11 protein-coding genes are annotated in these 12,575 nt (G+C 39.3%); 1 reads left to right on the top strand and 10 read right to left on the bottom strand.

Annotation, left to right across the window (positions count from 1 at the left end; genetic code table 11):
• Positions 1-17: 17 nt before the first annotated feature.
• Genes ACXAE4_RS17270 through ACXAE4_RS17280 form a run of 3 tightly spaced genes read right to left on the bottom strand, consistent with a single transcriptional unit; the run spans position 18 to position 2,526 of the window.
• Entirely contained in the window at positions 18-1,418 is a 1,401-nt protein-coding gene (locus ACXAE4_RS17270) for an aldehyde dehydrogenase (RefSeq protein WP_475236483.1), read from the bottom strand.
• 13 nt (positions 1,419-1,431) lie between these two features.
• Positions 1,432-1,734 carry an ArsR/SmtB family transcription factor gene (locus ACXAE4_RS17275; RefSeq protein WP_033578848.1) on the bottom strand — a complete coding sequence of 101 codons (303 nt, stop codon included), beginning with the start codon at positions 1,732-1,734 and terminating at the stop codon, positions 1,432-1,434.
• A gap of 12 nt (positions 1,735-1,746) precedes the next feature.
• Entirely contained in the window at positions 1,747-2,526 is a 780-nt protein-coding gene (locus ACXAE4_RS17280; protein WP_028413524.1) for an SDR family NAD(P)-dependent oxidoreductase, read from the bottom strand.
• Between the two features lie 308 nt (positions 2,527-2,834).
• Between ACXAE4_RS17280 and ACXAE4_RS17285 the strand changes: the two genes are divergently transcribed.
• Complete coding sequence (locus ACXAE4_RS17285; RefSeq protein WP_028413525.1) at positions 2,835-4,067, top strand: helix-turn-helix domain-containing protein; 1,233 nt, start codon at positions 2,835-2,837, stop codon at positions 4,065-4,067.
• A gap of 74 nt (positions 4,068-4,141) precedes the next feature.
• Here ACXAE4_RS17285 and ACXAE4_RS17290 read toward each other — a convergent pair whose 3' ends face one another.
• The 7 genes from ACXAE4_RS17290 to ACXAE4_RS17320 all read right to left on the bottom strand — a co-directional run bounded on the left by ACXAE4_RS17290 (position 4,142) and on the right by ACXAE4_RS17320 (position 12,252).
• Positions 4,142-5,629 carry a phytoene desaturase family protein gene (locus ACXAE4_RS17290; protein WP_475236486.1) on the bottom strand — a complete coding sequence of 496 codons (1,488 nt, stop codon included), beginning with the start codon at positions 5,627-5,629 and terminating at the stop codon, positions 4,142-4,144.
• A 116-nt stretch (positions 5,630-5,745) separates the two neighbouring features.
• On the bottom strand, positions 5,746-6,336 hold the full coding sequence (locus tag ACXAE4_RS17295; protein ID WP_028413527.1) for a superoxide dismutase family protein: 591 nt from the start codon (positions 6,334-6,336) through the stop codon (positions 5,746-5,748).
• A 188-nt stretch (positions 6,337-6,524) separates the two neighbouring features.
• Positions 6,525-7,010 carry a YusW family protein gene (locus ACXAE4_RS17300; RefSeq protein ID WP_028413528.1) on the bottom strand — a complete coding sequence of 162 codons (486 nt, stop codon included), beginning with the start codon at positions 7,008-7,010 and terminating at the stop codon, positions 6,525-6,527.
• Between the two features lie 116 nt (positions 7,011-7,126).
• Entirely contained in the window at positions 7,127-8,509 is a 1,383-nt protein-coding gene (locus tag ACXAE4_RS17305) for an aspartate kinase (protein WP_028413529.1), read from the bottom strand.
• Between the two features lie 195 nt (positions 8,510-8,704).
• Complete coding sequence (locus tag ACXAE4_RS17310; RefSeq protein ID WP_289578897.1) at positions 8,705-10,576, bottom strand: PTS fructose transporter subunit IIABC; 1,872 nt, start codon at positions 10,574-10,576, stop codon at positions 8,705-8,707.
• 12 nt (positions 10,577-10,588) lie between these two features.
• Positions 10,589-11,503: a 1-phosphofructokinase gene (gene pfkB / locus ACXAE4_RS17315; RefSeq protein WP_028413531.1), complete on the bottom strand. Its 915-nt coding sequence runs from the start codon at positions 11,501-11,503 to the stop codon at positions 10,589-10,591.
• Entirely contained in the window at positions 11,500-12,252 is a 753-nt protein-coding gene (locus ACXAE4_RS17320) for a DeoR/GlpR family DNA-binding transcription regulator (RefSeq protein ID WP_028413532.1), read from the bottom strand. The genes pfkB and ACXAE4_RS17320 overlap by 4 nt, the downstream gene beginning before the upstream one ends.
• Between the last annotated feature and the right edge of the window lie 323 nt (positions 12,253-12,575).

A 12,575-nucleotide genomic window follows, 5' to 3' on the forward strand; every position in this document is an offset into this window, starting at 1 on the left:
TCCTATCAGGAGGCTTTTTATTTCAATAATTTTTTAATCATTTTCAAGTTTTGTTTCTCTGAAGGATAGCGGAATGACAAATCAAACTTGGTTGTTTGAGACAGCATGCTTTTAAAATGAGAAAATGTCTGAAAGCTGTCTTTTCCATGATATTGGCCCGTACCGCTTTCTCCAACTCCGCCAAAGGGTAAATATGGCGTAGCGATATGCATAAGCGTATCATTTATACAGCCTCCTCCAAATGAAAGACGCTCCGTTATGACGTTTTGTACATTTGCACTTTCCGTAAACAAGTAAAGAGCTAACGGCTTAGCTTTTTCTTGAACTTTATGAATAACTTCGTCTAACGTTTCGTATTCAATCATAGGAAGAATAGGCCCAAAAATTTCTTCTTGCATAACGTCTGATGTCCAGCTTACTTCACTTAACACCGTAGGTTCTATTGTGAGCGTACTTTTATTATACCCGCCTCCAACTATAGCGTTTCCGTCTTTTAAAAACTCAACTAGCCGAATAAAATGGCGCTCACTGACAATACGGCCGTAGCGCTCACTTTCAAGCGGATTACTACCGTAAAATTGATAAATCGCTTCGCGAAGTTTCTCCACTAGCTGCGCTTTTACCTTTTTATGCACGAGCAAATAATCGGGAGCAACGCACGTTTGGCCTGCATTCATTCCTTTGCCAAACATAATTCGCTTCGCTGCAAAATCTAGGTTTGCATCTTCATGTACAATGCACGGACTTTTTCCTCCTAGCTCCAGCGTGACGGGAATAAGCTGCTTCCCTGCTTCTTGCATAATAATTTTCCCTACATTTACACTTCCCGTAAAGAAAATATAATCGAGGGGCTGTTTTAAAAGCAGGCTCGTCGTGTCTACAGCGCCTTCAATCACGGTCACAAATGCTGGATCAAAAGCCTCAGCTAGTAATTCTTGTATAACCCGAGATACGCTAGGCGTTAATTCAGAAGGCTTTATAATCGCCGTGTTTCCAGCGGCAATCGCTCCTACTAAAGGAGACAGCGCTAATTGAAACGGATAGTTCCACGGAGCAATAATTAACGCGACTCCATACGGTTCAGGAACAATTTTCCCTTTAGAGCCCACGTGTGTTAAAGCGGTTTTTACTTTTTTAGGCTTCATCCATTTTGCTAAATGCTTAAGCGTAAACCGAATTTCCTCTAGTAAAATCCCAATTTCCGACGTGTACGCCTCTACTTCGGATTTATTCAAGTCTTGCTTTAAAGCATCCATAATTCTCTGCTCGTTTTGTTTGACTGCGTCTCTGAGCTTATTCAGCGCTTGAATGCGGCTGCTGATGCTCTTTGTCTTTTGTGCATAGAAATACTGCTTTTGTGTAGAGACAATATGTTCAATGACCGTTTCATCTGTGATATAGAATTGCTCGTGGTTCATCTCTTTCATCTCCCTATAAACATTCAGCTTCAACTGTAGCAAGCAAGCTTTTTAATAGCTCAACTGCCTCGTTTAAAGCTAATGAATAATATCTCTGCGTTCCTTTTTGCTCAATTTGCACAAGCTTTTGATCACGTAAAATTTTTAAATGATGAGAAATTGCCGGTCGTGATAAAGTAGACTCGTTTGCAATTTCATTAACGGTTAAAGGCTCTTTTTCCGCGAGCAGCAAAATAATATCTTGTCTTGCTGAATCACTTAGAGCCTGAAAAATAGGAATGCTGGCACGAAATAACTCCACTGCTTTTTCACTCATAAATATTCTCCTTTATTTAATTTCTTGTGTTCTGCGGACAACGGATGAAAGCCACTTTCTTGGTACAAAGCGCGGGATGAAGGTGGCGAGACGAAACTGTACTCCTGGTACGATAACCGTCTGACCTTTCATAAATTTTTTATAGCCCGCTTTAGCAACTGCTTCTACATCCATTGCACCGCTTTGAAAAAGCTTGGAATTGCTCAGCTGGGCCCGATCGCTAAAACCCGTTTTAGTTGGACCCGGGCATAGAGCACTTACCGTTACATTGGTACCTCTTAATTCATTTTCAAGGGCCTCTGTGAAAGATAATACGTACGCTTTCGTTGCGTAATACACTGTCATAAGCGGACCCGGCATAAATGCAGCAACGGACGCAATGTTTAAAATTTTCCCGTGATTTCTTTTGACCATATCGGGTAAAAATAATTTTGTTAAATGAGTTAATGCTCGGATATTTAAGTCAATCATGTTTAACTCTTCATCTAAAGCTGTTTCAATAAATTTACCGTATAGTCCAAAACCTGCATTGTTCACTAAATAATCAACGTGCATTTCTTTATTTTTAAGTTCTTCATACAGTGACTGTATCTCTTCTTCTCTTGATAAATCCTTTACAACCGTTATCACGTCAATATTATAAGTAGATTTTAAATTCTCTCTAATCGCTGTTAGTTTATCAGCACTTCTGGCAACTAAAATTAAAGAATGGCCATCCTTTGCGAATTGATAAGCTAACTCTTTACCTATTCCTCCGGACGCACCGGTGATGAGCGCATAATGCTGTGACATAGTGTTCACTCCTTATGTTTATATGTTCAAGAACTTAAACATTTAAACTTATCTTATAGGATTCATTTTTTCCCGTCAACTGTTTTCTATACTCTCCTTTTCTTTTATGTTTTCCATTTTTGCCATTTGCGCATTTCTGTACATTTTTTTACAAAATATGCGTTTTCTTTACATAGAAGGCTAATGTCGTCTAGTTTTGACAACCTTTGTCACCTAGCAGGAAAACAAGTGAAGATATGGTGAATACAACATACAACAAATAATCCATTACATAGTTGGATGAAAATAGATAAGGGAGGAAATAAAAAATGATGGAGACGTATACAATTAAAAAAGTAAGTGATCAATTAGAGGTAGAAAAGAAAACGTTAAAACAATGGGAAAAATTATTGGGCAGCTATTTAACAATTGAACGAGTAGATGGGGCCCGTGTCTATACAGAGGAACAAATTGAATTATTTAATGATATTAAACAGCTGTTTGATGAACAATGTACGTTAGATGAAGTCAAAGAATATGTTCAGCTGCTGATAAAGGAACAAGAAGAGCAGGAGCATTTAGTGATGGAATCAGAGGCAGCGGTTTCAAAAGAAGAAGAACCAGCAAAGTTGAAAACTGCTAAAAAAGAAAACGTCATCGATTTTCAAGAACACTCCAATAAACAGATGAAGCAAGAAAAGAAAAAAGCTGCTGAAAAGCAGGAAAGCATTTCAGAGAATAAGCAAGAGAAGACCCCTCCTATACCTGAAGCACGATTAGCTACTGAAGAAGAAAAGCAGGCTATTTCTGCTTCTATTGAAGAACCAAAACCAAACGACCTTGTCGTGAATGAAAAAGAGCTGCTTCAAGGGGAACTAGTAGAAGCTGTTCGCCGCTATGAAGATGTGTTTGAAGTACTTGATACGTTTAAAGCTGATTTGTTAAAAGAAATGCGAGAAGGAATGCGAAATGAAGTTCGGGAAGAAATTGTCGGAGAAGTAAAAAAAGAGCTTGAAAAAAGTGCTACTCAAACTGTAGAAATGGTGGAGTCGGTCGGGGCATATATCTCTGAGTCTTCAGAACGCAGCGCAAGAGATGTAGAAAATATGTCTAAAAAAATTATCCGTTCTAACGAAAAATCGTTTGATGAAGTCACTTCTTTGATTGAAGATTATTCAACAATTGCGGAAGAAAAAACAGAGGATATGCGTCTGTTCATGAAAGATGTCATGGAGAATGCGGATGAATCCTCTAAAGAAATGCAGTATTTATTAGACCGATTCTCAAGCAATTCTACCGTTGCGATGAATCAAGTGAAATTTATGGTTGAAAAACTAAACAATTCTTCAACTAATACGACAGAAGAGCTTCGTGATTTAATTGATTCGATGAATGAAGAACGAGTCTATTATTTGAAAGAAATGGAGAAAGAGCGTAAGCTTCATCGTCAAAGCGTAGCTGAACGCGAAGAAATGTTTAGTGATTTTGTCCAAACCTTCAGACAAACCGCCGCTGCTGATATGAAGCGAAAACGGAAGTGGTGGAAGCTGTTTCTCTCCTGAAAACACCGGCCCTATGATAATAGGGCCGGTGTTTTTTGATGGTATAAGCACTAGTAGTTTGTCTGTACGAAACGTTAAGGTAACCTATGCTGATGAGACGTTATACTTTGAAAAGCATGATAGCCGCTTACCGATACGCCTATAGTCCCCGCTCCCGGAAACACTGTATCTCCGCATAACCACAGCCCTTGTAAGCCAGATCGATGCGAAATGCTGTTGAACAAGGCATGATCTAACGTTTGCGGAAAGCCTCCCACTCCGCCGTTTGGGCGAGAAGTGAACCTTTCCCATGCTTTAGGAGCTCCTGAAATTTGATGCTCTGCTTCTTCAATGTTAGGAATGATAGTTTTAATTCCTGCTATCATTTTTTTCTCAAGAACTTGTTTTTGAACATCATAGGTTTCCTTGTTACTCCACTTGCTAAGCTCAATGTGAGTAGATGCTGTAATTGTACGCTTGCCTTGAGGCGCACGAAAACGATCGTCAGGATGAGACACGGAAATAAATAAATGATTTCCTTCCGTCATCTCGCCTTGTTCGGATTGAAGCACTTGCTGAAACAACTCTACCTTCTGCGGAAGATCTCTTTCATCAATCGCAACATACATCGAAAACGTTCCCCACTGCGGAAGCTTGCTTTTTTCTTTGGCCCTCTTATGGATATGTTGGTAATCTTCATCATGCAGTAAAGACTTTAAGCTTTGAATTGGCGCGTTGCATACAACGTCTGAAGCGCGGTAGCGGTTACCTCTATGATCATGCACGATCCACTCGTCGTTATCACGCTCTATCTTTACTACTTTCCTTCCTAGAGTCGTTTTTCCTCCGTTGGCTTTAATAGATTTTTGCAGGGCTTCTGCGACTTTGTATAAGCCACCGTTCACATAGAAAGCTCCTTCGTGATAAATATCCAACGCTAGACATCCGATAAGCATTGAACAGTTCTCACTCGTTGTCTGCATGCTGTCTATTAATTGACCATCAATAAAATGAATAAAGTCCGTTTCGTCTAGCAACCTGTGTTTTTTTAGTAAATGACTAAACGATCGATGAAAATAAGGTAATAACTTCACAGACCCAAGATTTAACGAACTTACCAGCCTACTCCACTCACCGATTGTGAGAGGAGGAAGAACCGGCAGCGGCCGCATGAGCTTGCGAATTTCTTTTGCAACTCTAAAAACACTTTCATAGAAGCTCCTAATATTCTTCGCTTTATGAGGAAATTGTTTTTGAATATACGAAATATGCTGATACCGGTCTTGATAATAAATTAGTGTACGATGTGGAAGATGAACTTTCATGATTTTCTCAAGAGAAATCTTTTCAATTTCTAGGCCCAGGCATGTGCTGATTCGCTCATGTATCCCTCCGCGCTCAAATCCCATTCCAAGCGTCGCTCCGACAGGAAATGTATAGAGATGGCGCTGGAATTTCCCGGCACAGCCTCCCCACTCTCGAGAAGCTTCTAAAACCGTCACTTCATAGCCATGTTTAGCTAAAAGCGCTCCCGCTGTTAACCCACCTATTCCTCCACCTATTACAACAACTTGCTTATGCATGTTTTCACCTTCTTTAACTCTTTCTTCTATTGTGCAAAAAAAAGAAGCTCACCGCAATTTAGAAGCGGCTCGTTACAGCAATAAAAAAGCTGTGAATGATCTCACAGCTTTTTGGCTTATTTCGTAATCACTCCACAAACAATTCGATCTCCTGAGTTTCCTGAAGGATCTGTTGTGTAATCGTCTACTTTATCATGTATCACTAATGCCGACCCATCCATATCTATAAGAGAATTCGGCTTTCCTTCTTGCAACGTCACAAGAGAAGCAAAAATTTCGGTATCTACTTTTCCATTTGGCGCAACTTCTAAGTTGGGCAAGTCACCCGCATGCGGGCCTTTTGTATTTTTAAAGCCGTGTTCACGTTTAAAAGGATTAAAATGGGCCCCTGCTGTTTTGAAATCCGGCACCTCACATTTTCCTATTTCATGAATATGAAATCCATGTCTCCCGGGTGAAAGACCTTGAGCAGTTAATTTAATTTGCACGCCGTTCTTTGCTTCTGTCAGCGTAGCCTCTCCTACTTTTTTGCCTGAGGTATTCGTTAAATCTACTTTAACAGGTCCTACCGATACCTCGCTCGTTTCTTTCGCTTCCTCGGTTTTCAGGTGGTTTTCATGAGCGTTATTTTGCTCTTTTACCATGCTGCATGCTCCTAACAACAACAGAACAAAGACTACGCATCCGTTCATTATCAACTTTTGCATCCGTGATTCCTCCTTTTGCTTATTTATCACCATCCTTTCACTATTTTCCTTTTTTTAGACATCAAAACTAAGATTGAGACATACGTTCACCTTACCAAAGAAAAAATCCGAACGAGTTGGATTCTTAATAAAGAACCTCAATTCATCGTTCGGATTTTCCTTCAACTAAAATACTTTGTTTTAACGTCTTACTTTTGTTTAAAGTTGTATTCTTTTTCCGTTCCGTTTGAAAAACGAACTTCTAATTCAAACGACTGAAAATCTTTTTTCAGGCCAAACGCATCGATTACTTCCTTTTTTACATCTTCATCGGGGGTGCGCTGATCAAAATTTAACTTTTTAAATGTTGAAGATAATTTATTAAACGCTTTGTCTCCGTTCAAGTGCTCATCGTTAATATTATCATCCACTTTGGCTTCTATCTCATCGTTTTCATTTTCATAGTCGGCTTCATAATCATTATTAAGCCCCTTGTAGTCTACTTCTAAATCAAATTTTGAAAAGTTAAAAGATGTGTTTTCACTTTGATTATCATAGCTCATCGGCGTTCCGCCATTTGTCACGCCTTGTTTATTTTGAGCTTCTCTCGCGGGTGCTGCATCATCATTGTGACATGCTGAAAGTACGCTCATACCTATAAGGGAAAAGAATATGAAAAAGGGTCTTTTCTTCACTGTATTTCCTCCTTTGACTTCACTCTTCCTTCCCTTTATGTCCACAAATTCAATTTATATACGCCTTCACTAGAAAACCCCGCTCTCTAAAAAGAAAGCGGGGTTTTTCGTCTTGTTTATTTTACATTAGAATAAGAAATACTGTACATGCTGTTAAAATACGTATTATAAAGAGCTTGAACAGCACGGTCTAAAGCGTCTGCTTTCACACCAAACATCATGCTTACCTCAGAAGAACCTTGGTTAATCATTTCAAGATTCACTTCAGCACGAGCAAAAGCTTCTGTAGCTTTCGCAGCAATTCCTACTGTGCTATTCATTCCCTCTCCTACTACCATAACCATAGCAAGATCACGTTCAATAAAGATTTCATCTACTTCAAGTTCTTTTTCAATTCGAGCAAATACGCGTTTTTCCACATCTGGCGTAAGCTGATGCTCGCGCATGATGACAGAGATATTATCAATTCCTGAAGGAGTATGTTCGTATGAAATACCTTCATCTTCTAAAATTTCAAGCAATCTTCTGCCAAAACCAATTTCACGGTTTAATAAGTATTTGCTCACATGAATATTGCAAAAACCTTTGTCACCAGCGATTCCAACTACTGGCGTATCGCCGTGAGGGCGCTCAGCTACAATGAATGTACCTTTTGCTTCAGGATTATTTGTATTCTTAACACATACAGGAATGCCTAGTTTATAAACCGGCTCTAGCGCTTCATCATGGAAGACAGAAAAACCTGCATAGGATAGTTCACGCATTTCTCTGTATGTGACTTCTTTCATTTCATGAGGCTTTTCCACAAGTCTTGGATCTACGCTGTAAATAGCATCTACGTCAGTAAAGTTTTCATACAAGTCAGCTTTTACTCCTGCTGCTACAATTGAACCTGTAATATCTGACCCACCGCGCGAGAACGTAACCATGTTCCCTTCTTCAGAGTAGCCAAAAAATCCTGGAATCACCAAAATGCCCGAACGCTCTCTTAGCTGCGGCAGTTTTTCATAAGACAGTGGAAGCACTCTTGCTCTTCCTGGTTCATCAGAAACAAAAATACCTGCTTCTTTTGGATTTACATAATGAGCTTCAAACCCTAAATGGTTTAAATAAGCAGCCATTACCTTTGCGTTATTATCTTCTCCACTTGCTTTGAGACAATCTAATAAGCGAAACGGATCGTTTTTATGTAAATCAATAAGTGATTGTAAATTCGCAATAATATCAGTAATAATCGTTTCTGGCATAGACAAGTCAACCACGATTTCACGATAGCGATCGATTACTTGCCCAAACTCATCGACGTAATCTTCTCCAAGCTGTATTTTGGCAGAAAGTGCGATTAACAAATCTGTCATTTTTGTATCTTCTCCGTATCGCTTGCCCGGAGCTGATACAACTACCAGCTTTCTCTCTTTATCAGACGTTACAATATGCGCAACCTGTTTAAATTTCTCTGCGCTTGCAACTGAACTCCCGCCAAACTTCGCAACCTTCATGTTTGAGACACTTCCTTACTTTGTTTTTAATATTCGATTATTGTACCATATTTTATCAAGTAGAAAAGCTTATCTATCTAACTTTTCTAAAAATTAAAGGAATACTACCGTAATTGTACTCTCATAAAGAACAAATGTCTACCAGAAAAACACAAAAAGACTGATTTTACATGATGTAAAATCAGTCTTTATTTGTTATTCTGCTTTTGGTTTTTTTAATACACCTACAAGGACCGCTGTCACAATGGCACCAATTAAAATTGCTAGTGCATATAAAAGAGGATTTCCTTGTACAATTCCGATAACGAATACACCGCCGTGTGGTGCTGGTAAACCGATATGGAACATCATTGTTAAAGCACCTGCTACTGCAGCACCGATAACCGATGCGGGAATAACACGGCCTGGGTCAGCTGCTGCGAATGGAATCGCACCTTCTGTGATAAATGAAAGACCCATTACATAACACGTTTTACCTGTTTCACGCTCTTGGCGAGTAAATTTGTTTTTGAACAAAGTTGTCGCAATAGCCATACCTAGTGGCGGAACCATACCGCCTGCCATAATCGCTGCGTGTGGAGCATAGTTTCCAGCATCAATCATTGCGATACCAAATGTAAAGGCTGCCTTATTAATAGGACCACCCATATCAATAGCCATCATACCGCCTAAGATAATACCTAATAATACTAAGTTACCCGTGCCAAATCCACTTAACCAGTGCGTTAACCCTTTGTTAATTGCACTAACTGGCTCATTTACAACATAAAGCATAATCAATCCTGAGATAAAAATCCCAAATAGCGGATAAAGAAGAACTGGCTTAATTCCATCAAGAGCTTGCGGCAGGACGCTGAACAATTTCTTTAATCCCACTACTACATAACCCGCTAAGAAACCAGCGATTAAACCACCTAAGAAACCGCCTCCGCCAGAAGCTGCTAAAAGACCTGCAACCATACCAGGAGCTAAACCAGGACGATCAGCAATACTCATTGCAATGAACCCTGCTAGTACCGGTACTAGTAAAAAGAATGCATTATCTCCGCCAATTGTTTTTAGCGCCGCTGCAAACGCATTGTACGTTGGATCTTTCGGTTCTGCTGAGTGAATACCAAACATAAATGAAATGGCGATTAAGATCCCGCCCCCTACAACAAACGGAAGCATTGCTGATACACCGCTCATTAGGTGTTTGTAAAACCCTGTACGCTCTGATCCTTTACTTTCTCCGCCTTCTTTGCTGCCACCGCCGCCGCTGTATACAGGAGCGTCTCCTTTTAACGCGCGGTTAATTAATTCTTCGGGCTTACGAATTCCTTCAGCTACTGGAACTTGAATAACTTTTTTACCTGCAAAACGTTCCATTTCTACTTGCTTGTCCGCTGCAACAATAATAGCGGTAGCGTTTTCAATTTCTTCCTTCGTTAACGCGTTTTTAACACCGCTGGAACCATTTGTTTCAACTTTGAGCGTCACGTTCATGTCTTTCGCTTTTGCTTTTAGGCTATCCGCTGCCATATACGTGTGGGCAATTCCCGTTGGACAAGCCGTTACAGCAAGCACTAATTGATCTGAAGCTGTATCCACTTCTTCTTCCCGCGCTTCATTTTCAGTTTCTTTATCATCAATTGCTTTAATGACTTCATCAATTGATGATGCTGTTAGCAACGTTTTTCGGAACGATTCGTCCATTAATAACGTAGACAAACGAGATAATGTTTCTAAGTGAGCATTATTCGCGCCTTCACTCGCTGCAATCATGAAGAATAAATGTGCAGGCTGTCCGTCTAATGATTCATAATCAATACCTTCTGTTGAGCGTCCAAATGCAATGGCCGGTGTTTTTACCGAGCTTGTTTTTGCATGCGGAATGGCAATGCCTTCCCCAATTCCCGTTGTACTTTGAGATTCACGATTTAAAATTGCTTCTTTATAGCCAGCTCGGTCGCTTAAGCGACCAGCTTCGTCTAATTTTCCAACTAACTCATCAATAACATCAGCTTTTGACGTGCTTTTTAAATCAAGAATGATTGTATCTTTTTTTAATAGTTCTGTAATTCTCATTCTCGGTTCCCCCTACTCTACCTTTGTGATTGACACTTGTTCACGAAGCGTCTTTACATCTTCTGCTGTACATAATTCAAGTGAGAATGCTGTGGCACTTCCTGAAGCAACTCCTGTTTGAAAGGCTTCTAATAAATCCCCTTGCTTTACATAAGAAGCAATAAATCCAGCTACAAGTGAATCGCCAGCTCCAACAGAATTTTTCACTGTTCCTTTAGGGACTGTGGCACTGTAGACACCGCTTTCGTTAATAAGAAGTGCTCCATCGCCTGCCATGGATACAACGACGTTTTGCGCTCCTTGTTCCACAAGCTTTTTACCGTATACTAGCGCATCTTCTGCACTGTTTACTTCTACATCAAACAATTCTGCAAGTTCATGATGATTTGGTTTGATAAAAAACGGCTTGTGAGACACGACGTCTAGCAAGGTTTTTCCACTTGCATCTACTACTACTTTTACTCCGTTCGCTGCTGCTAGTTCCGTTAACGTTTCATACACAGAACTTGGAAGCGTTTTCGGTATACTTCCTGCTAATACGAAGATATCGCCTTCAGTCATTTGCTTTACTTGAGTCAATAAAGACTGAAGCGCTTCGTCTGTAATAGCAGGTCCTTGACCGTTAATTTCTGTTTCTTTTTCCGTTTTTAACTTTACGTTAATGCGGGTATCTCCATCAACTCTTGTAAAAGCTGTTTCAATATTCTCCGCTTTTAAGTAGTCTTCGATATAGGTTCCTGTAAAGCCGGCTACAAAACCGAGAGCTTTATTATCAACATCTAATCGCTTTAAAACGCGAGAGACGTTAATGCCTTTCCCTCCTGGAAACTTGGCTTCATTCGTTGTGCGGTTAAGTCCGCCTTCTTCGAATGCTGAAACATGTACTACGTAATCAACGGATGGGTTCAACGTACATGTATAAATCATGATTTCACAACCTTTATGTCTGTTTTGTTTGCATACTGTATAAGTACATCACTAGGTACGTCATTTGTTATAATTTTTGCTTCATGTAAATCGGCTATTTTCGCAAAACTTGTTTCAAAAAACTTAGTAGAATCTGATAAAATATAAGATTCTCTAGAAAGCTTCATTGCCGTTTGCTTGATCAATGCTTCTTCTGGATCAGGAGTTGTATATCCATATTGATGATGAATCCCATTCGCTCCCATAAAGCACTTATCAAAACGATACTGCTCAAGACTTAAAAGAGCTCCATTGCCAATTAAAGCGCCCGTTTTATGTTTAACAGATCCTCCAATTAAATAGAGGGTGATACCTTGTTCTAACATCGGGTTTAAATGCATTAAACCATTTGTCACGACAACTACATCTTTTTGCTTCAAAAAAGGAATCATTTCATACGTTGTAGTTCCTGCATCTAAAAAAATACAGTCACCTTCATTTATAATGGAAGCCGCATACTCTGCAATGTTTCGTTTATCTTGAATATTTTTAGCAGATTTTTCGATAACGCTCAGTTCGATTCGTTTACTGCGAATAAGCGAAGCGCCACCGTGAACACGTTTGAGCATTTGCTCTTCTTCTAGTTGACTTAAGTCTCTTCTAATTGTGGATTCCGAAGCGCCTGTAACTTCGATAAACTCTTGCACTTTTACAAGTTCTTTCTCTTTTAAAAGTTTTAAGATTAGTTGATGTCTCTCCGGCGTTAACATGTTCTAGCTCCTTTTTCAAAAAAGCGTTTTCATTTATTTCATGTACTTACTTTATCACGGTTTACACTCAAAATCAATCATAAAAAATCAAAAACATTCATTTTTTTAATTACAAAATAAAGTTTTTTGAACGAACAATTAGATTTTCATTTGTTTTGATAATAGTTTATACAAAAGGAAATAAGCTGGTAATTCAAGAATTTGTCTACTTTTCTCATTATATGTAAAGGTTTTCTTGCAACTAATTAACTTTGACTGTTTTTGACTATTTCTTGACCGATTTAATTTCTCTTGACTGAATTATGTTTAGCTTATCCTGTTTT

The sequence above is a fragment of the Priestia sp. ABM2_011 genome (assembly GCF_056158845.1).

Excerpts from the sequence above, each read along its gene's own strand:
- ACXAE4_RS17270 (WP_475236483.1), bottom strand. The coding sequence starts at position 1,418 with ATGAACCACGAGCAATTCTATATCACAGATGAAACGGTCATTGAACAT.
- ACXAE4_RS17275 (WP_033578848.1), bottom strand. The coding sequence starts at position 1,734 with ATGAGTGAAAAAGCAGTGGAGTTATTTCGTGCCAGCATTCCTATTTTT.
- ACXAE4_RS17280 (WP_028413524.1), bottom strand. The coding sequence starts at position 2,526 with ATGTCACAGCATTATGCGCTCATCACCGGTGCGTCCGGAGGAATAGGT.
- ACXAE4_RS17285 (WP_028413525.1), top strand. The coding sequence starts at position 2,835 with ATGATGGAGACGTATACAATTAAAAAAGTAAGTGATCAATTAGAGGTA.
- ACXAE4_RS17290 (WP_475236486.1), bottom strand. The coding sequence starts at position 5,629 with ATGCATAAGCAAGTTGTTGTAATAGGTGGAGGAATAGGTGGGTTAACA.
- ACXAE4_RS17295 (WP_028413527.1), bottom strand. The coding sequence starts at position 6,336 with ATGCAAAAGTTGATAATGAACGGATGCGTAGTCTTTGTTCTGTTGTTG.
- ACXAE4_RS17305 (WP_028413529.1), bottom strand. The coding sequence starts at position 8,509 with ATGAAGGTTGCGAAGTTTGGCGGGAGTTCAGTTGCAAGCGCAGAGAAA.
- ACXAE4_RS17310 (WP_289578897.1), bottom strand. The coding sequence starts at position 10,576 with ATGAGAATTACAGAACTATTAAAAAAAGATACAATCATTCTTGATTTA.
- pfkB (WP_028413531.1), bottom strand. The coding sequence starts at position 11,503 with ATGATTTATACATGTACGTTGAACCCATCCGTTGATTACGTAGTACAT.
- ACXAE4_RS17320 (WP_028413532.1), bottom strand. The coding sequence starts at position 12,252 with ATGTTAACGCCGGAGAGACATCAACTAATCTTAAAACTTTTAAAAGAG.